Source organism: Escherichia sp. KTE96 (assembly GCF_000408525.1).
GTDB classification, from domain to species: domain Bacteria; phylum Pseudomonadota; class Gammaproteobacteria; order Enterobacterales; family Enterobacteriaceae; genus Escherichia; species Escherichia marmotae.
Genome location: NZ_KE137149.1, coordinates 1,441,523 through 1,461,284, shown reverse-complemented (window position 1 = coordinate 1,461,284; position 19,762 = coordinate 1,441,523). Strand labels below are relative to the sequence as shown.

At 45.5% G+C, this 19,762-nt stretch carries 15 protein-coding genes; 11 read left to right on the top strand and 4 right to left on the bottom strand.

The annotated features are described in order from the left end of the window. Positions 1–366: 366 nt before the first annotated feature. Positions 367–1,920 (top strand): L-lactate permease, encoded by a 1,554-nt coding sequence (locus A1WG_RS07540; RefSeq protein WP_024191840.1) that lies wholly within the window; start codon positions 367–369, stop codon positions 1,918–1,920. Positions 1,921–2,088: 168 nt separating this feature from the next. Here A1WG_RS07540 and rclR read toward each other — a convergent pair whose 3' ends face one another. Beyond that, positions 2,089–2,952, bottom strand: coding sequence for a reactive chlorine-specific transcriptional regulator RclR (gene rclR, locus A1WG_RS07545; RefSeq protein WP_001515816.1), 864 nt, complete (start codon positions 2,950–2,952; stop codon positions 2,089–2,091). 225 nt (positions 2,953–3,177) lie between these two features. Here rclR and rclA point away from each other — a divergent pair, with 225 nt between their 5' ends. The 3 genes from rclA to rclC all read left to right on the top strand — a co-directional run bounded on the left by rclA (position 3,178) and on the right by rclC (position 5,447). Further along, on the top strand, positions 3,178–4,503 hold the full coding sequence (gene rclA, locus A1WG_RS07550; protein WP_001515815.1) for a reactive chlorine resistance oxidoreductase RclA: 1,326 nt from the start codon (positions 3,178–3,180) through the stop codon (positions 4,501–4,503). A 108-nt stretch (positions 4,504–4,611) separates the two neighbouring features. Next, positions 4,612–4,848 carry a reactive chlorine resistance periplasmic protein RclB gene (gene rclB / locus A1WG_RS0122110; RefSeq protein ID WP_000475158.1) on the top strand — a complete coding sequence of 79 codons (237 nt, stop codon included), beginning with the start codon at positions 4,612–4,614 and terminating at the stop codon, positions 4,846–4,848. A gap of 11 nt (positions 4,849–4,859) precedes the next feature. Next, positions 4,860–5,447: a reactive chlorine resistance membrane protein RclC gene (gene rclC / locus A1WG_RS07555; RefSeq protein WP_001515814.1), complete on the top strand. Its 588-nt coding sequence runs from the start codon at positions 4,860–4,862 to the stop codon at positions 5,445–5,447. A gap of 439 nt (positions 5,448–5,886) precedes the next feature. Here rclC and A1WG_RS07560 read toward each other — a convergent pair whose 3' ends face one another. Beyond that, entirely contained in the window at positions 5,887–9,453 is a 3,567-nt protein-coding gene (locus tag A1WG_RS07560; protein WP_001515813.1) for an SIR2 family protein, read from the bottom strand. A 700-nt stretch (positions 9,454–10,153) separates the two neighbouring features. After that, entirely contained in the window at positions 10,154–11,179 is a 1,026-nt protein-coding gene (locus A1WG_RS07565; protein WP_370567165.1) for an alpha/beta hydrolase, read from the bottom strand. Between the two features lie 404 nt (positions 11,180–11,583). Between A1WG_RS07565 and A1WG_RS07570 the strand changes: the two genes are divergently transcribed. The 7 genes from A1WG_RS07570 (at position 11,584) to A1WG_RS07600 (ending at position 18,396) form a co-directional block, all read left to right on the top strand. Next, positions 11,584–12,516 (top strand): AEC family transporter, encoded by a 933-nt coding sequence (locus tag A1WG_RS07570; protein ID WP_001515811.1) that lies wholly within the window; start codon positions 11,584–11,586, stop codon positions 12,514–12,516. A gap of 47 nt (positions 12,517–12,563) precedes the next feature. Continuing rightward, complete coding sequence (locus A1WG_RS07575; RefSeq protein WP_001515810.1) at positions 12,564–13,697, top strand: alpha/beta hydrolase; 1,134 nt, start codon at positions 12,564–12,566, stop codon at positions 13,695–13,697. Positions 13,698–13,737: 40 nt separating this feature from the next. Further along, positions 13,738–14,418, top strand: coding sequence for a heavy metal response regulator transcription factor (locus A1WG_RS07580; RefSeq protein WP_001237983.1), 681 nt, complete (start codon positions 13,738–13,740; stop codon positions 14,416–14,418). Between the two features lie 15 nt (positions 14,419–14,433). Further along, positions 14,434–15,891, top strand: coding sequence for a heavy metal sensor histidine kinase (locus A1WG_RS07585; protein ID WP_001515809.1), 1,458 nt, complete (start codon positions 14,434–14,436; stop codon positions 15,889–15,891). Positions 15,892–15,954: 63 nt separating this feature from the next. After that, on the top strand, positions 15,955–16,434 hold the full coding sequence (locus A1WG_RS07590) for a (R)-mandelonitrile lyase (protein WP_001515808.1): 480 nt from the start codon (positions 15,955–15,957) through the stop codon (positions 16,432–16,434). Next, entirely contained in the window at positions 16,412–17,173 is a 762-nt protein-coding gene (locus A1WG_RS07595; protein ID WP_001515807.1) for a carboxymuconolactone decarboxylase family protein, read from the top strand. The genes A1WG_RS07590 and A1WG_RS07595 overlap by 23 nt, the downstream gene beginning before the upstream one ends. Positions 17,174–17,331: 158 nt before the next feature. Continuing rightward, positions 17,332–18,396, top strand: a complete 1,065-nt coding sequence (locus A1WG_RS07600; RefSeq protein WP_000859697.1) for an alpha/beta hydrolase — start codon at positions 17,332–17,334, stop codon at positions 18,394–18,396. A gap of 233 nt (positions 18,397–18,629) precedes the next feature. Here A1WG_RS07600 and A1WG_RS07605 read toward each other — a convergent pair whose 3' ends face one another. Further along, positions 18,630–19,676, bottom strand: a complete 1,047-nt coding sequence (locus A1WG_RS07605; protein WP_000848740.1) for an NAD(P)-dependent alcohol dehydrogenase — start codon at positions 19,674–19,676, stop codon at positions 18,630–18,632. Between the last annotated feature and the right edge of the window lie 86 nt (positions 19,677–19,762).

Below are 19,762 nucleotides of genomic sequence, written 5' to 3'. Positions count from 1 at the left end.
GTATGACAAAACAGATAATCCGTCATTCAATTCCGGGATGCAATAACTAATTTTATTTCTTTCGGCATCGCTCACATTTTTATAATGACACACACTATCAACACGGGATCATGAATTTGATTTAAGAAGGCAATAAAGTTCATAACCATGAACTCCAATACCTATTTTGAGCTACTCATTTTGGGGCTGTGAAAATATACACTCATTGTTTTATACGTCGAGTAACCAACAATAAACATACAATCATCAACAGCCATAATTTTATTTTACTGAAGCGATTCAGTTTGCATTTTTTATTTTTACAATGAGATAGCCTTCTTCGGAAAAATATATAAACAAGGTCAAGCGATATAGTTGGAAATAGAAATGCACGGATATTTAATGTTTGCTATAGCACTCTCACCTTTGCTCCTTATGGTATTTCTGATTCTGAAACTGAAGATGCCTATCCATTATTCAGTTCTGATATCACTGGCATTCACTGCTGTTTTATCTGTCCTGTTCTGGGACATGCCAGTACAAAATCTTAAAGCCTCCGTGAGTTATGGCGCACTCAAAGGGTTATGGCCGATAGTGATTGTGATCCTCGGCGCGATATTCAGTTATAACGTGATGCAGGCAACCAAAGCGCTGGATATTCTCCGCGATATTCTCGCCAGTATTAGCGAAGATAAGCGTATCCAGGTACTCCTTATTTCGTGGTGTTTTGGTGGTTTTCTTGAAGCTGCCGCCGGTTACGGTACAGCGGTCGCAATCCCTATCGGTATCCTCATCGCGCTGGGATTCAACCCACTGAAAGCCGCAATTGCTTCACTGGTTGCTAATACCGTACCTACAGCGTTTGGGGCAGTGGGTATTCCGGTTTCGATTCTGGCCGAACAGGTTAACCTGTCGGTTTACACCTTAGGTGGCACAATTATTCTGCAATTGGCGATTTTTAATCTCCTGCTGCCCTTTGTCATTATTGGTATTATTGGCGGCGGTGTGAAAGCAATTCGCGGCGTATTCCTTATCACGCTGCTATGTGGCATTGCGACACTTGTTCCGCAGTATTTTGTTGCCATACATCTCGGTGCCGAATTACCCGCTTTTGCTGGCAGCCTGGTTAGCCTTTTCACTGTCGCAATTGCCAGCCGTTTACGCAAAAGAGACGTAGATCCCGAGTGGCGTATTGAAGCCAGCCATACCCGTGAAATGGCACCACGCTCAGTAAAGGTGCTGTTTCGGGTCGGCTCTATTTACCTGTTCATTTTTATCTTTATTCTGCTGTGCTCACCGTTATTCCCAACGATAAAGGCGGCAGCATCTCAGTTAGCTTCAGCACTGCATTTTTCACTGGTCGATGGTGGAACATTGGTGTTAAAAATCGAATGGCTCACGACGCCAGGAATGCTGATTATCTTTGCGACTATTCTCGGCGGTTTTATTCAGGGGGCTTCAGCACGCGGTATGCTGGAAGTTTTTGTCAAAACCGTGCTCCAACTTAAAAATTCTATTATTGCAATTATGGCTATTGTCGCTATGGCAACAGTTATGGATCTCAGCGGCATTATTTCTACGCTGGCACAGTCAATTGTCGACCTCACAGGAAGTTCATATGTCTTCCTCGCCCCGGTCATTGGTGCTCTGGGTACTTTCGTCACTGGTAGCGACACTAACTCGAATATTTTGTTTGGCAAACTGCAAACTATTGCAGCCAGTAAGTTACATATCGATCCCAACTGGCTGGCGGCGGCAAATACCTCCGGTGCAACGGGAGGAAAAATGATTTCGCCACAAAGTATCGCCATTGCCGTTTCAGCCACGAAAATGGAAGGACAGGCTAATCAAATAATGTCTGGCACCATGAAATATTGCTGTGCCTACATCGCGATACTTGGCTTAAAAGTTGGCCTCTTTTATTTCTGGTTTATGCGATAATATGCTTTTATATTTGTCAGAACACAAATAAAGGCTAAGTAACAGAAATCTTATCTCCAGAATGCCAGGATGTTCTTTATATCCTCCAGAACATCCTGCTGTTTTCCTCCACTACGCTAAGTATGACAGACTCTATTTTTATGCCCGGTAATCTTATTCATACTTAGCTTACAAGATAACCTCCTGAAGTTGTCTGACTCTTTCCCGATATTCTCCCGGAGTACAAGCAAACTCCCGGACAAAAGCCTTGTGAAAAGATGATTCACTGGCATAGCCTACCGACTCAGCAATCACCACAACAGGGAGCGTTTCCCGGGAAAACATCTGGGCCGCTATTTGTAGGCGTAACTTTGTTAATACAGCCAGTGGCGTAGTTCCGGAAACATCACGGAAAAGTTGGGCAAAACTTGCCCTGGACATGTGAGCGATGCTGGCCAGTGATTCGACGGTCCAGGCGTATCCGGGCATTTCCAGCATTTGCTGGATCACCGCACCAAGACGCGGATGCAGTAGCAAACTGAGAATGTTTTTCTCTGTATTAGCCTGTGCAATCCATTCACGTACCGCGAGTGTAAATAGTGTCGCGCAGACCTGGCTACACAGTGCATCCGCTCCCGGCATTGCCGATCTGGATTCCTGTTGTAAAAAAGGGATCGCTTCCCTCAGCCAGTGAAATTCCACACTGTCGCTTTCCGGTGCCAAAACCAGCACTTCCGGCAAAGAGGTTAAAAAATAACGCGCCGAACGTTGCAGTCGAAGAGTGCCGCAGACAATACAGGTCGATTCATTTTCGACGTGACTCAGGCGATGCGCTGAATTGTGTGGTAACAGAACCACACTCCCTGAGCGTAACGTAAAGGTCTGCCCCGTCGGTATTTCCAGTTTCGCCGCACCTTGTGTTAGCGCATGCCAACGAATAACCGACAGTTCTCCTGCGCCATGTGGAAGCTGCCAGTCGCTTCCTAACTCGCAATTTTTATCGATCGTTCCTTGTGGAGCGTTAAGCATCAACAAACGGCTAAGGGCATCCATATCAGACTCCTGAGTGGTTATTGATTACAGATAGCAGCAATCTTATATAAGCATTAATCTAATATCATCAATTAGTTAATCATCATCGTCATATTGTGACCCTGATTAAAAAACAACAAACACCAGACGATAAGACAAAATTTTAAGCGTTGTGAAGAAATATTATTTTTGCCTTTACGTCTATAGTCATTATGTCAAATGAATACGTTTCGACAGGAAATTATCATGAATAAATATCAGGCAGTTATTATTGGTTTTGGTAAGGCAGGAAAAACATTAGCCGTCACGCTGGCTAAAGCGGGTTGGCGTGTGGCCCTCATCGAACAATCGAACGCAATGTATGGCGGGACTTGTATTAATATCGGCTGCATCCCGACCAAGACGTTGGTTCATGATGCACAACAGCACGTAGATTTTGCCAGTGCCATGCAGCGTAAAGATGAGGTCGTCAGTTTATTACGCGATAAGAATTTCCATAATCTTGCAGATATGACCAATATCGACGTGATCGACGGACAAGCGGAGTTTATCGATAACCATATTCTGCGCATTCATCGACCTGAGGGAAATCTGGAGATTAGTGGCGAGAAAATTTTTATTAATACCGGTGCGCAAACCGTGATTCCGCCAATTCCTGGAATAACCACAACGCCTGGCGTCTATGACAGTACCGGATTACTGAATCTGAAGGAATTACCCGAGCATTTAGGTATTTTGGGCGGGGGATATATTGGCGTTGAGTTCGCCTCTATGTTCGCCAATTTTGGCAGTAAGGTTACTATTTTCGAAGCCGCGCCTCTGTTTTTGCCTCGTGAGGATCGGGATATTGCTGATAATATCGCGACTATTTTACGCGAACAGGGCGTCGATATTATCCTCAATGCCCATGTGGAGCGAATCAGCCACGATGAAAATAAAGTGCAAGTGCATACCGGGCACGCCCAACTGGCGGTGAATGCATTGTTAATAGCTTCCGGCCGTCAACCGGCTGCTGCTTCGTTAAAGCCAGGAAATGCCGGTGTCGCGGTAAACGAGCGCGGAGCAATTGTCGTTGACAAGCAATTACATACCACAGCGGACAATATTTGGGCGATGGGAGATGTTACCGGCGGGCTACAGTTTACCTATATTTCACTGGATGACTTCCGCATCGTGCGCGATGAGTTACTGGGAGAAGGCAAACGTAGCACAGACGATCGGAAAAATGTGCCTTATTCCGTATTCATGACTCCACCGCTGTCCCGGGTTGGTATAACGGAAGAGCAGGCCAGGGAAAGCGGCGCGGATATTCAGGTGGCAACATTACCTGTAACAGCAATTCCGCGCGCCAGAGTGATGAACGATACCCGTGGGGTATTAAAAGCGATTGTCGATAATAAAACCCAACGCATATTAGGGGCATCACTGCTGTGTGTTGATTCCCACGAGATGATCAATATAGTGAAAATGGTGATGGATGCCGGACTGCCTTATAGCGTATTACGCGATCAGATTTTTACTCACCCGTCGATGAGCGAATCGCTCAATGATCTATTTTCATTAGTCAAATAACCCAAAAATCAGACGCCAGGACAAATATTCTGGCGTCTCAGAGAAAAGCATTTTATTAGCTTTTGCTTATTCTATAACTTCTTAATCACTTCATTGATGGTATTTTATATGTTTAAAAAAACTGTTTTATTTGCAACGCTATTATCTGGCGTTATGGCTTTTTCCACCAATGCAGATGACAAAATAGTTCTGAAACATGTCAGCGTCTCGTCAATATCAGCCTCACCAACAGTTCTGGAGGATGCCATTGCCGATATTGCCAGAAAATACGATGCTTCATCATGGAAAGTCACCTCAATGCGAATTGATAATAACTCAACCGCAACGGCAGTATTGTATAAATAAGGATGTTTACAATGGAAAAATACCTGCACCTGTTAAGTCGGGGGGATAAAGTTGGCCTGACATTGATTCGACTGAGCATTGCGATTGTTTTTATGTGGATTGGGTTATTAAAGTTTGTCCCTTACGAGGCAGACAGCATTACACCATTCGTCGCGAACAGTCCGTTAATGTCGTTCTTCTATGAACATCCGGAAGACTATAAACAGTATCTGACTCACGAAGGCGAATACAAGCCAGAAGCCCGGGCATGGCAAATTACCAATAATACCTATGGTTTTTCCAATGGCCTTGGCGTCGTGGAGGTGATGATTGCGCTACTGGTTTTGGCTAACCCTGTTAACCGGTGGTTGGGTTTATTGGGAGGACTGATGTCATTTGCCACACCTCTGGTAACACTCTCATTTTTAATCACCACACCTGAAGCCTGGGTGCCCACACTGGGGGATGCTCATCATGGTTTTCCTTATTTATCCGGTGCCGGTCGTCTGGTGTTGAAGGATACCCTGATGCTGGCTGGCGCAGTCATGATAATGGCCGATTCAGCACGGGATATCCTCAACCAACGAAGTCATGAATCATGTTCAGATTTTAAAGTTTAAATTTTTATAATCAGAACAGAATTTGTTTCTCATTATTCAGGCGTCAGTCTTCTCTTTGTACAGGCGAGGCTGACGCTATTTTGATGCTCAATTATATTATTAGCGATATGTAGTAATAATTTTCGATAACCATGACACCAATTAAACAACGTTTATCTTCATACTTTCCTATTCCTGTCTCTTGTTTCTCATTCAACTCGGAACAACCTGAATTAAATCACAAAGGTTATAAATCATGGTAAGCAGTCTTATAGCGACATATTATTTTTTTAAGGTAAAATCTCATGCCACATTAAATTACGGCAGCCACACTAAGATAAACAGAATTTAAACCCTATATGATACTAGATTGTGACATTGTCCTCCCTATCAAGATTAGTTAACAATATCGCCTGTGGCTGAATAACTCCATTCAACCACAAGCGGATAATTTTATGTTTTAATTTTCAGTCTGTACTGTTGCTATATACGCATTCCTGACTTCCGGCAACGCATCGTTCATCGATTCTTCTACGATACGTCGTAATTCTGGATGTTGTTGATCACTGCGACGTAAAATTTCACTCGCAAGTCTTATACATGCAGCACGAACAAATGAGATACTGACAGACTCTCGGCTAAAAGGAACAATATTTTCGTACCCTGTGTTATCAAAAATAATGGGTAAGGAATCAATTAACGATGCTGTACTTTCCGTATCCAGAAAGCCTTTGCAATACATCTCATGGGCCACCGAAATCAGCGCCTGAAGCCCGGCGATCCGACCTGACTCTACAATCATGATAAAACGCTTTATCAGAGTTTCGAGCATGGATGAAGAAGTATGTTCTCGCCACGCCAGTAATGCATAGGAAGCATGAGCGATAGTATTTGGTTCTCTCGATTGTAATTCCCGACGAAGAATTTTTTCCAGAGTATATGAAGGGACTATACCTTCATATACAAAACGAGGAAGGCCAACAAGTACGACAGGAATATCGTATTTTTTACCGAAATTATATAGTTTCTGAAAATTGTCTTCAGTAAGAATCGACTGAGGTAGTGCAGGTACTATTGATCTGGCAAGAGCTTTGCCAATCAAGCGTGCGCACTGCTCATCACATTGTTGCAACAATCCCAGAATATCATTCTCTTGTTTTTTCGGCTGCCACATCACCATCCGCTCAAACAAATCACTCGCCTGTACTGACGTAGGAAATACCTTAGCACTTTCACTCAAAGCAGCATTAATCATACTTGCAAGGCGGGCTTGCTCGAACAGGCTATCGCCCTGTACATCAAATAGATATTTTTTGACGAGTTTGCCTACGACATTCGGTTCCGGGGAAGGTATTTCAAGCAGAGCTGAAGGATATAATCCTGTCGCCGGCAATACCGTGAAATTCGGTTCTTCACTCCAGACCCGATTCTGAATTTTTAGCCGCTCTTCTTGGGTCAGAAAGCCCTTTGATATTAAAGGGAGCAGACGTTCGAGTGCGGGTGCACTTTTTGCAGAGTTCGGCATAATCTGGTTAATAATAGCGTCTATTCGGCGATCGATTGCCGGATTTTGCGATCTCTTGCCAGGAAAATGAATAACCGGATTCATCCATATGCGCGGCTCTCCATCACCGAATTCAGACGCAAGCGGAATGTCTAATGCATCAGGAAGAACGTTAACGTGCTGATTCTCAGGTATACTTTCCAGAGTAAACTTAGCCAGGTCCCGCAACGCATCGATTAACAATGGATGACGGAACGCAAGTTTATTGCACAATGAACAGGCCCGACGAAAATATTGTATTGCCAGGTCGGGAGTTGCACGTATTGAAAGGCGCGCAAGCACTTCAATAAACACACACAGTCGGTCTAGAATATACCTGTAATCATCGCCCGAATAGTTAGTTAATTTTGCAATATAGTAATCAACCGCCAGTGAACACCTGCTGAGTAATGTATCCGCATCGGCTTGTGGTAAGCATGCAATTCTAAGCCTGGAAAAAACACTATTCATAACTTTACAGTTATCGCTGCTTGCCGAGCGAATAGCGAGTGTAAGATAGTCGAGATTGTTTAAGCCTTCCAGGTCAGTAAGTTTGACAGCATATGTAACCAGAAAACTCATATATCGCCAGCGCAGCGGGATACCAACCGTTGCAGATATCCCTTCAAACAACCGTAACGGATGCAATTCATTACTGAACGTCACCCGATAAGCGTTATCTTTGTAATATCCCGCTTCGAAAGATGGTTCAATAGTCTTCTGTTTCTGCTGTTCTTCCAGCACCTTGTTGATACTATTACGGATATTTTCAATCTGATCCCATGGGCTACATTTTGAACGCTGATGATCTGCAAAAATGATTTCTGTATCATTTTTCGCAGACCAAGGAGCTGTTCCATGGAGCAGCCACTGCGCCCATGCCAGCTGGGACTGAATATACAATGAGTTACGGTTATGTCGATATTGTACCAGAAGCTCACGATGCGCTTCTGCGATGAATTTTTTACCTTGTTCAAATTTACCCAATTCAGCATACAAGGCGGCTTTTCTCATCTTCCAGACTGCACTACTACCTTCTATTTGGTCGGCCAGTTTTTCTAGTACTGAATAATCAAAAGCATCACGTGAAACAAGGGCTTGGTGATAAATCAGCTCATTGTAGCTTTCTGGCCAGTACTTTGTGCCTTTCTCCAGAATTGAACTAGTGAGCTGGATAATATTTTGACTTTCGTCAGAAGCTATTCGCCGGGTGTTTTTGAGCAAAAAAAGTGCAATTTCCAGCTGTTGTTTTTTACTGAGTGAACAGGGTTTCGCAGGATCACACACCTTGAGCAGCTCTTCAGCCATCCAGTATGGCAAGTCTTCGAATGATTTATCAAAGCGCCAACTCATTTCGTATAAAAGTGCTTCACGGTTTTCCGCAGACATTAGCGATAAATGCCGCAGGCCAGGTACGGGATAATTGATCTGCATGCTCACATCCTCAAGTAGATGCACAGGACATACGAGCCACCCAGGATAAGATTCTCTGTCTTGCTTAAGCAAAGCAAGCTGATTTTCCAGTAGCTTTGCACCATGTGAGGGGTCATACAATTTGGCATTTTCTTCTTCACTGAAGGTGTTAGGACGTAGTCGTGTAGGCTTCCATTCCCAGACCGGAACAGGTTTACTCTCCTCAAGAAACTGAAGAAAAATTTTGGTTGCTTCGAAATGTTTCACGTCTTGATCATCGAATTCTGCAACCAGTTCATGCAGGTCTATCGGGGCAACATTGATGGACTCAAGGTACTTTCGCTTTGGTCCATTCAGATTCAAAGAACCGACGAGGTAAATGCGACGGGAATGCATAGCGAGATTATCTCTTACCCACCCGGCCCATTGTAAAAAATTAGGATCTTCACCGGAAAAACCCAACAGGCAGAGTTCATTTTCGATAAAAACCTGACGAGTAAAATTCACGAATGCAGCTAAGGATTGTGGATATCTTCGATAATCTTCTTGGGTAAAAGTCAGTTCATCCGTAACATCGATTGTTCCATGCAACTTCACTATTCGCGGCGATCGACAGCAAGAAAGATCACTCTGTTTGTTTACGATGCTGTAAACACGGCTATGAAGTTCTGTAGAGGCACGTTCAAGAAGTGTATCCCAGTTGGTCGTTAGTACTTCAGACCAGGGTAACTTAAGTAAGCGCTGGTGGAGTTCACCAGGAGACCACGCAACATCGTTCACTGTCTTCTTAATTAAATCATGAAGAGCTAACTTACCGAAAAAGGCACAATACTCCTCGGCCAGGCGGAGCGGATCAGTGCTCCTGGAATTTAGCTCTGTAGCAAGCGCCTGTGAAAAATCATTCCACAGAGGTAGTTTCTTACGCGCATCACCTGTCGTGGCTGCACTTCTGCTGAATCCCGCACCAACCATTACCGCTGCACCGTGATAGGTATTGTCACGTTGCCATAATGAAGACGCCAGTTTTTTTAACGCCGAGTAGTCAGGTAGAGATGATAGTTTCTTATCCACGTCCCTAAATCCAATTTTGTGTAAAATATGAAATAGTTGTGATTACATAATCACGTCACTTGCACTCAAGGTAATAATGGGTGACCACACTCGAACTGGGTCATCGATACACTCACCTTTCAGCTAACTCTCTTACTGAACCTGCAAGCAAAATCGACACGATTATAAGTTGCAATAGCATAAATGAGGCATAAGAGGATGAGGATAACGTGCTTACTTGAGTGTAAGGTAATTATTCGATTTAGATGATAACAGGAACAAAACATAACCAACACAACGAGAGAATTCAGAATTCTTTGTCATGTCAAAAACCTACAGCGTCATAACATTATTCCAGCAACCTTTGAAATAAATAGCTAACTGTAACAATGCCAAATTCTAGTTCTGAATTGGCATACCCCATCTTTCCCCAACTCGTCCTGCTCTGTTTTCTGCAGCTTTTTTTGACGCGATATACCAACCTTAAATCAGCCATGAAGGCTTTGTGATGTTTTGAGCAATGTATTTAATTAAGTTACGTATCTGATTAATGACACACATCTGGACTTATTTTTGTGGATAAATGCAGTTTATAGTATCCGGGAACTCGGTCAGCGAGTCCACGTAAGCTATCAGAATGTTATCAATGCCACAGTTTTGTAGGCAAATTAATACAGGCTGGTAGACTGACCCCAGCCTGCTGGAGAGCATCGGAGGTTAATTAAATATTCTTATCAAAGAAAACGTCTAATTTTTGCGTCGCCTGGTCAACGTATTCAGGCACCCAATAGGTCTCAATATGGGTAGCGCCATCGATCAGGAAGAGTTCTTTGTTTTTCGTACCTGTGGCTTTAGCGAATGCATCTTCAGTCATGTACAACGTATCCGCTTTTGTACCGGCAATCATCAGCAGTGGTTGATTGATGAGATCGATATGGTCTGTCACGTCAAAGCTCATCAGATCCAGCAAACTACTTGTGGTGTATTTAAACGTTGAATTTGGATGTGCGTGCGTTTTCCAATAATACTCATAGCCCTGTCGGTACAAAGCAAATGGCAATTTAGCGATCTGTTCATCAGTCAGGTTGGCATCACCGGAGTAAAGCACTTCACCTCCGGCTGCTTCCTGAGCGCGTGCGTCAGAAGCCTGCTGGAGCCGCTGCTGGATAGTATCCAACTGTGAATTCTGAAAACCATTACGCCGCACAAGACCTGAATTAAACATGCTGATGGTGGCAATCGATTTGAAGCGTTTATCCGTCTCAGCGGCAACAAGTGAATAGCCGCCTCCTCCACAAATCCCCAGCAAGCCAATACGGGTGCTATCAACACCGGGATACTGACTGATGAAGTCAGCCATGCCGTGGATATCTTCAATACGATTTGCGGGCTTGTCTACGTTACGCGGCAGACCTCCGCTGGCCCCCTGATAAGCAGCATCGGCGGCGATGGTAATATATCCGTGTTCTGCCAGGCGTTGGGCATATAACCCGGCAACCTGCTCTTTTACGCCACCATTAGGGTGAGCCACCACGATTGCCGGATATTTTTTCGCAGGATCATAGTTAGCCGGTGTATACACATTTGCTGCAATTTGAATGCCATGGAGATCATATTTCACCGGATGGATATTGACCTTACCTGCGACATTCTCGGTGATAGCCCCGTCATAAACGAGAGTAAATGGGTTCTTTTTGTAATCTGCTGCATTGGCTGAGGTGATACCGACTACCGCCGTCATCAGCATTGCACTTAAAAGAGTCAATTTCATGGTTTCTCCCGATAAAAATGCGTGTTCATAAGGTAAGCGAGATGGAACATTCAGACACAGGGTAGAGAGAAAAAACTGTCAGCATCATGACCGCTAAATAACATTTTTGTCAGGAAACACCCCTGATAATCGCGTTTTCTGTTGTCGGTGGTTGAAATGAGAGAACGCAGACCCTTTCCCTGACCTGATTTATGAATCAGGCTGATTAACCCTATCGGTAAAGCTCTCTCAAATGCACATAAATATGTTGCTATACTCAACCTGACTTAAGCGGTTGTGATATACCCCGTATAAAATAAGTCACTTATAACAGTTCAACAAATAAAATTCACAGCTTCCGGGTTAATAATTATTATATATACCATGGCAAGGATATTAATATGGCGACACTTGAGCAACTTATCATTTTCTTTCTTCTTATTGGCGTTGGCGTTATAGCTCGTAAAGTGGGAGTCATTACACCAGGAAACACTCCCCAACTCACATCTCTTGTTTTTAACTTTGCGATGCCAGCCATTATACTTTCCGGAATAACCACTGACCAACCACATATTTCCGGAAAAGAACTTTCCATCGTGCTTGCATCTGCATTTACTGCGCTTATTTTACTGATTATTTGCAGCCGTATACTGGCAAGAGTTTTACGATATGAAAGAGAATATCATGGTGTGGTTACTGTTATGACAACATTTACCAATATTTCCATGATGGGGATCCCAATGATATATTCATTGTATGGCGCTGAAGCCATGATTTATATCACTGTGTTTTTACTCCCATATAACTTATTATTCTTTTCATATGGCTATTACTGCATGAAAGACCAGAGTGGAAATGCTGAAGCGCTTAGCTTGAGAAATATGTTAAACGTCATCAACCCAGGGATTATTGCCTGTATCCTTGCTTTAATTTTATATATTTCAAATATACACATTCCTTACGTCATTGCACAACCAATCAAAATGCTGGGCGCAATAACTGGCCCGGTTTCAATGCTACTGATTGGCTCATTCCTGTTAGATATCGAATGGAAATCTGTTTTTAAGGATGTAAAAGTATGGGTATTCACTTTTTTTAAAATGGTCATTATTCCGCTTGTCATTATATTAATAATGAAGTTATTCATTACAAATGGGCTATTACTGGGTGTCCTGCTGGCTGCGGTAGCGACGCCGGCTGGTGCCGGAACTCCCTTATTAGCTCAGATGTTAAATAAAAAAGTTTATCCGTTAGCTCTTAAAGGTGCAACGTTAACCACACTGGTGTCACTTATTACGATGCCTCTCGTAGCAATGATGACAGGTATTGGATAATACCTGGAGCACTATTTGAAGCCATAATAAAATATCAGAGATAATATATGAGCCATAAAACTTCCTTCAAAAAAACGGTCGGTAATGTTTTGTTGTCCGGACTGATATTTTCTGTTTCTGGTTGCGCAATGCACAACATTCAGAGCCAAAGTGCAGAACCGCATATTGTATTACAAACCCAGGGAAGCTTTACTGTAGGTGGTACAACGGTAAAACATTCAGGCACATTTTCAGAACAAAATTTTCTGTCTCCTGATGGTCAGACAGCTTATGGCGATCATGCTTACGTCTTCTACCAAATTCCGGTAAATACACATAAATATCCTCTGGTCTTCCAGCATGGCGGGGCACAAACCAAAAGAACATGGGAAAGTACACCAGATGGACGCGATGGATTCCAGAATATTTTCCTGAAAAAAAACTATAGTGTTTATCTCGTTGACCAACCCCGTATGGGTGAAGCCGGTTTATCAACCAAAGATGATACGGGTAAAAATCCCTGGGCGGGCAATCCTATGTATGCCGACAAGACATTTTTTCTGTTGTCCCGTGTTGGCAATGAACAGGGCGTATTTAAAAATTCGCAGTTTCCTGACAATCCTGAAAGTATTGAAGCATTCCAGCGTTCCTGGAATCCCTACTCAGGAGAACTTGATAATGAGCTGAATGCGAAAACACTTGCTCAGTTATTTGAAAAAATTGGCCAGGGTATTTTAATCACTCACTCGATGGGCGGCACTATTGGCTGGAGAACCCCCTTTTATACCGACAATGTAAAAGCTATTGTTGCTTATGAGCCAGGTGGAACACCATTTATCTTCCCGGAAAATGAGATGCCATCCCCGGTGAAAACCACATTTGCCCCCTTGAGCGCTTCCGCGATGGGAGTTCCCATGAACGAGTTTCTCAAACTCACGCGGATCCCAATCGTTATTTATTATGGCGATTTTATTGCTGAAAAACCGGATACGGCCGTTGGCCCGGATAAATGGAGAAGTGAATATGAAATGGCAAAGCAATTTGTTATGGCCATCAACCGTCACGGTGGAGATGCTACCCTTGTCCATCTCCCTGATATTGGCATCAAAGGCAATTCTCATTTCCTGATGGCGGAAAAGAATAATCAGGAGATTGCCGGGATAATGGCATCGTGGTTACACGATAAAGGACTCGATAAATAAACCAGTGCCCTAAAATCATTAATGGAGCGGGATAAATATTATGCGCCTTTTACTTATAGAAGATGAAGAGAAAACCTCGACATATATCAGCCGTGCATTAAAAGAATCAGGGTTCATCGTTGATATTTCTGCCAATGGCGCTGAAGGGCTTCATTATGCGCTGGAATTAGACTACGACGCGATAATTCTTGATGTGATGCTACCCGGAATGGATGGTTATCAGGTGCTGGAAGGCGTCCGGACCAGGAAACAGACCCCCGTGCTGATGCTGTCAGCACGGGGATCGGTCGACGAACGCGTCAAAGGGCTGCGTCTGGGAGCAGATGATTATCTCCCTAAGCCCTTTTCACTCATTGAATTGGTGGCGCGTATTCAGGCGTTGGTGCGTCGCCGCCCTACGGATGGCGCAGACATCACTCAGCTTCATATTCAGGATCTGCATCTCGACTTACTGGCGCGCAGGGTATTTCGCGGAGGAACGAGACTGGAACTAACCGCGAAAGAGTTTTCCCTGTTGAGTTTGCTCGCTCGCCATCAAGGGGAGATCCTGTCAAAGATGATGATTGCCGAACAAGTCTGGGACATGAATTTTGATAGTGATGCCAATGTGGTTGAAGTCGCTATTAAACGTTTACGCGCCAAAGTTGATGCCCCATTCGACGTTAAGTTGCTTCATACCGTTCGCGGCATGGGGTATGTCCTCGAAGTCCGGCCTGAGTAAATAAAGGGGATAAGCATGCTCAAGCGTTCCATCTCTGTCCACCAGGCGCTGATGTTTGCCTTATCCGCGCTGCTGATTGTTTCCGTTATTGGCATCCTGCTCAGAAGCTCTTTGCATGATTCCTTACAAAAACAGATGCACAACGAACTGTTGTTCAGGGAATCATTGATGAGTCCGTGGATCACCGCTCGAACCTCAGCCGACGGTTGGTCCACGCTTGCCAATAAATTCACCGTATTAGCCAATTCCGAAGGTGAGCGCGTGCGCTACTGGATAGTCAGCGATAACCCGCGTTTCAGCGTGGGAGGAATACCGCCAGTGGGAGTTCAGTGGTCTTCTTTGCGGGAGGGATTTAATAAAGTACCCGGCGCATCAGAGGGCGCATGCTCGCTGTTTCTGTTAGTGAAAACGATCCCGGCAAACGGTGAAAGACCTGAGTTACGTTATGTGGTCGCCATTGACTCCACGCCGTACATGGGCACGCTCAATGCCTTTACGCGGACACTGTTGATCATTACTGCTCTGGGCGTAGCGATCGTCGCCCTGCTGGGCTACGTTGTTTCAAAGATTGGCCTGCGTCCGGTGGGAATGCTCAGTAAGCAGGCGCAACATCTCGCACCAGGGGATCATAGTCAGCGACTGGATGCCAGAGCCTTGCCCGAAGAGTTGCAGCAACTGGCCTCATCATTTAATGGCGTGCTGGAGCGCCAGGAAATCGCCTGGCGGCAACTTGAAAGTTTTAATGCTGATGTTGCTCATGAACTTCGCACGCCGCTGACTAACCTGATTGGCCAAACGCAACTGGGGCTATCACGCCGACGATCTTATGAAGAACTGGAAGAATTATTGGGCTCGAATCTGGAAGAGCTTGAACGTATGACGTCTATTGTCAATGACATGCTGTTCCTGTCTCATGCCCACGCGGGGGAACATGCGTCTCAGCTTAAACAAGTCTCCTTGCGAGAAGAAACCCTTAAGACAGCAGAATATGTCGAGCCTTCTTTTACAGAAAAACAGCTTTCGCTGGATGTTGAAGGCGATGTCACTGCGCTTATCGATCGGCGGCTGTTCCACCGCTCACTGGCCAATTTACTGGAAAATAGCGCAAGACATTCCCCCTCCAATAGCACGATTACCGTGCGGTTAAGCGAAAGAGATAATCAGGCCTGTGTTGAAGTTTCCAATCCGGGCGATCCGATAGCACCTGAGCACTTACACCGGCTTTTTGAGCGGTTTTATCGCATCGACACCTCCCGGGCAAGAAGTGATGCCCATCATGGGTTGGGTCTGTCGATTGTGCGCGCCGTCGCTATTATGCACCGGGGAGATGCCTTTGCCCGTAGTGAAGGTGGCATCAATACATTTGGCCTCACCTTTGCGATGCAAGCAAATAAAACAGCGGGCAATTCGCCTTCAGGCACTGAGTCTGGTGCAGCGTTAACTGACAAAATTGTCAGGGAGGCGTCAGCCTGACGACATGTCACGCTGATTAGAATCATTGCATCCCCTCCATCATCGTAGATAAGGACGCTTTGCATGATCAGACAGTTACGTTATCTCGGGTTACTACTGCCACTCTTCACCGCTTCATCCTGGGCAGTGGAGCAAAATTCCGCTGTCCATATTGCTCCCGCCGGAAGCCAGAATGCGGTGTACGGATCAGCGGAGAACTTTACCGGTCGTGTCCGGGTTGATCCGCTGTTCAACGCAGACAACGACATCCGTGTTTCCGCGGCTTATGTCACCTTTGAACCAGGCGCTCGCTCCGCCTGGCATACTCATCCGGCTGGTCAGCGGCTGATTGTGACCGCTGGTGTTGGGCTCACCCAACAAGAAGGCCAGCCGGTACAGGTGATCCGTGCTGGCGATGTTGTCTCTTGCCCGGCGGGCGTCAAACATTGGCATGGTGCAGCCCCCGGTAGCGCGATGACACATCTGGCAATAACCGGCGTGGTGGATGGCAAAAGCGTTAACTGGAAGGAGTTAGTGACAGATGAACAATACCACGCCCATTAAGATATTAACGGCAGCGGTACTGCTAACCTTTGGTTTTGCGCTTACCGCAAATGCTGCGCTCATCAATAAAGGAGCTACCAAAATGAATCATGAATACACGGTTTCAGATACGCTTTCAGCTCGCCAGCAGGCCATCCCGTTGATTGCCGCCTCAATGGCCAGCAGTCAGATGGATAAGCTGAATGCAGCACTTAATCAGGGACTTGATGCAGGACTCACGATAAACGAAGCTAAAGAAATTCTCATCCAGCTCTATGCCTATACCGGATTCCCCCGCAGCCTGAATGCTCTGAATGAGCTGATGAAAGTCGTCGAAGCACGTAAACAACGTGGCATCGAAGACATTGAAGGTAAAGAGCCAATCGCCCCGGTTCCCGTCGGGGATGAACTTCGCCGTGTCGGTATCGCAAACCAGACTAAAATCGCAGGAGCGCCTGTCCAGGGGCCACTGTTTGATTTTGCGCCCACGATAAATCAATTCCTGCAAACGCATCTGTTCGGGGACATTTTCGCCCGCGATAACCTCGACTGGCAAAGCCGTGAACTGGCAACAGTTGGCGCATTAGCAGCCACGCCAGGCATTGAAGCCCAATTGTTGTCACATACGCGAGCAAGCATGAGAGTTGGCCTGACAGCAGCGCAGTTACGGCAGTTGGCACAGGTTCTGCGTGAACATGGTGACCATGATGCGGCCACAAGAGCTGAAGAGGCACTGCAAAAAGCGATTGAAAGCAAATAGAGAAGGTCGCCATGCAGACTGGCCCCCTGATCAGAGAACATATGTGATTCATCATCCGCATTCATGAATCTGCCAAATAAAGGCAATCAAGGGGGCAAAATAATTAACGCTGGTAACTCAGATATGATTGAACGGCAACCATAACAGAGGATGTAATCTTGAAAACTGTCTTAAAAACGCTGGCTATCTGCATGATGGCAGGAGGTCTGGCGGCGCAGTCGGTCTCTGCCGAACCATTGGTCATTCAGGAACAAGGAAGCTTTTCTGCCGGGGGCACCATCATCACCGCGCCAGGAACATTTGATGCGAAAAAGCCGCTGGACTCGGCGGGGCAAACTTATCATGGCGATCATGCATCAGTGTTCTACCAAATCCCGGAGAATCCGCATAAATATCCCATCGTTATGCTACACGGCGCAGGTCAATCTTCCCGTACCTGGGAAAGTACGCCGGATGGTCGTGAAGGATTCCAGAACATATTCCTGCGTCGCGGATTCTCCACGTATATTGTCGATCAGCCGCGTCGGGGTGATGCCGGACGTACCACTGTAGAAAGTACGGTTACACCAAAACCCGATGAGCAGATGTGGTTTAACCAGTTCCGTGTTGGCGTGTGGCCAGCGTATTTTAAAGGCGTTCAGTTTTCCCACGACAAAGAGGCACTGAATCAGTATTTCCGCCAGATGACCCCGAATACAGGGCCGTTTGATGTCAATGTCATCTCTGATGCGATGTCTGCCGTAGTGGATAAATCAGGTCCGGCAATCCTCTTCACTCACTCTCAGGGTGGTGGTCCAGGCTGGTATACCGCGATAAAAAACAACAAGGTAAAAGCCATTGTCGCCTTCGAGCCAGGAAGTGGCTTTGTGTTCCCGGAAAAAGAACTCCCACCCCCTATGCCAAGTGCGTTCGACACGCTGAAGGGTGAACCAGTGCCAATGGAGCAGTTTATGGCGCTGACTAAAATCCCGATTCTGATTATTTACGGCGATAACATACCGGATAAGCCTGTAGCCATGCCCGCGCAGGACAGTTGGCGAGTACGCCTGGCAATGGCGCGTACGTGGCGTGACGTGGTTAACAAGCATGGTGGGGATGTGACGGTGACGCATCTGCCTGAAGTAGGGATAAAAGGTAATACCCACTTCCCGTTCTCTGACCTGAATAATGTGCAAATCGCTGATTTGGTCAGTAAATTCATTCATGACAAAAAACTTGATTAATTAAGCAAAGGGGGCTGACTCGCGCTCCCTTTATGTTGGGACTTCCCATATTCCGTCACATCAGGATACAAACTGATACTCTTTCCTTTCCGCAATGAGAAGCACGAAAGAATCTTCATGATTTGATGGCATTCATCGTTGTTGCGCGTAAAAGGAGTTTCACCAGAGCAGCGGTTCAATTTTGTGATTTATTGGTAAATATAAAGAATCGCTGCTCTGAATTACTCCGTTACTCAGCCATTCAGTGAAGCCATGTCAATGACAAAACGATGCGCCATATCCCCTTTTGCAAGGCGGGCAAAAGCATCGTTTATCTGATCAATATTGATCATTTCACATTCGGGATAGACATTATGCTTCGCGCAGAAATCCAGCACTTCCTGTGTTTCTGCAATACCACCGATGAGTGAACCTGCAACACGGCGACGCCCCATAATCAGAGGGATCGTTGAAGGTTCTTCCACAGGACCAACCTGGCCAACAATAACTAATGAACCATCAATATCTAGTAATGGGGTGTAGATATTCAGGTCGTGTTTAACGGGAACTGTATCGATAATCAAATCGAATGCGCAGGCTGAGCTTTGTAATGCCTCGGGGTCTGAAGACGGGAGAATGCCTTTTGCACCGAGCGATTTTGCCTCATCCTCTTTGCTTTTCGTCCGGCTAATCACAGTAACGTCAGCCCCCATCGCAACGGCCAGTTTTACCGCCATATGGCCTAATCCGCCTAACCCAATAACGCCAACACGGCTGCCAGGGCCAACATTCCAGGTACGTAATGGTGAGAACGTGGTGATACCTGCACAGAGAATCGGCGCGGTTTTCGCTAAATCCATATTTTCAGGGATCCGCAGGACAAATTCCTCACGTACCACAATATGTTTGGAGTAGCCTCCCTGAGTGATTTCGCCGCTAATCCGATCCTTAGCACCATAAGTTGGCGTCATCCCGTGGCGGCAATACTGCTCTTCGCCCTGCTCACACTGGTCGCAGTGCATACAGCTATCGACCATACAGCCAACGGCAACATGATCACCTACCTGATATTTTTTAACCCCCTGCCCCACTGATCTCACGACACCAACAATTTCGTGCCCCGGAATTAACGGATAAGGTTGAGGCCCCCAGTCGCCATTAACTGTATGTAAATCTGAGTGACAAACGCCACAATAAAGAATTTCAATGGCAATATCATTGTCACGTAACTCACGACGTTTAAAATGATAAGGAACCAGCTTTGCGTCGGCAGAGAGTGCAGCATAACCAATAGTTTTCATAACGTGCCTCTTCATTGTGAAATGATTAATAATTTAAGGATCATATCCTTAAAGCACTGGCTAAAAGCCATATTGTCTGAATGTGA

Bases quoted from the DNA above. Each gene is read 5' to 3' on its own strand.
- A1WG_RS07580 (WP_001237983.1), top strand. From the start codon at position 13,738: ATGCGCCTTTTACTTATAGAAGATGAAGAGAAAACCTCGACATATATC.
- rclC (WP_001515814.1), top strand. From the start codon at position 4,860: ATGGAAAAATACCTGCACCTGTTAAGTCGGGGGGATAAAGTTGGCCTG.
- A1WG_RS07565 (WP_370567165.1), bottom strand. From the start codon at position 11,179: ATGCTGATGACGGCGGTAGTCGGTATCACCTCAGCCAATGCAGCAGAT.
- A1WG_RS07605 (WP_000848740.1), bottom strand. From the start codon at position 19,676: ATGAAAACTATTGGTTATGCTGCACTCTCTGCCGACGCAAAGCTGGTT.
- rclB (WP_000475158.1), top strand. From the start codon at position 4,612: ATGTTTAAAAAAACTGTTTTATTTGCAACGCTATTATCTGGCGTTATG.
- A1WG_RS07570 (WP_001515811.1), top strand. From the start codon at position 11,584: ATGGCGACACTTGAGCAACTTATCATTTTCTTTCTTCTTATTGGCGTT.
- A1WG_RS07590 (WP_001515808.1), top strand. From the start codon at position 15,955: ATGATCAGACAGTTACGTTATCTCGGGTTACTACTGCCACTCTTCACC.
- rclA (WP_001515815.1), top strand. From the start codon at position 3,178: ATGAATAAATATCAGGCAGTTATTATTGGTTTTGGTAAGGCAGGAAAA.
- rclR (WP_001515816.1), bottom strand. From the start codon at position 2,952: ATGGATGCCCTTAGCCGTTTGTTGATGCTTAACGCTCCACAAGGAACG.
- A1WG_RS07575 (WP_001515810.1), top strand. From the start codon at position 12,564: ATGAGCCATAAAACTTCCTTCAAAAAAACGGTCGGTAATGTTTTGTTG.
- A1WG_RS07585 (WP_001515809.1), top strand. From the start codon at position 14,434: ATGCTCAAGCGTTCCATCTCTGTCCACCAGGCGCTGATGTTTGCCTTA.
- A1WG_RS07540 (WP_024191840.1), top strand. From the start codon at position 367: ATGCACGGATATTTAATGTTTGCTATAGCACTCTCACCTTTGCTCCTT.
- A1WG_RS07595 (WP_001515807.1), top strand. From the start codon at position 16,412: ATGAACAATACCACGCCCATTAAGATATTAACGGCAGCGGTACTGCTA.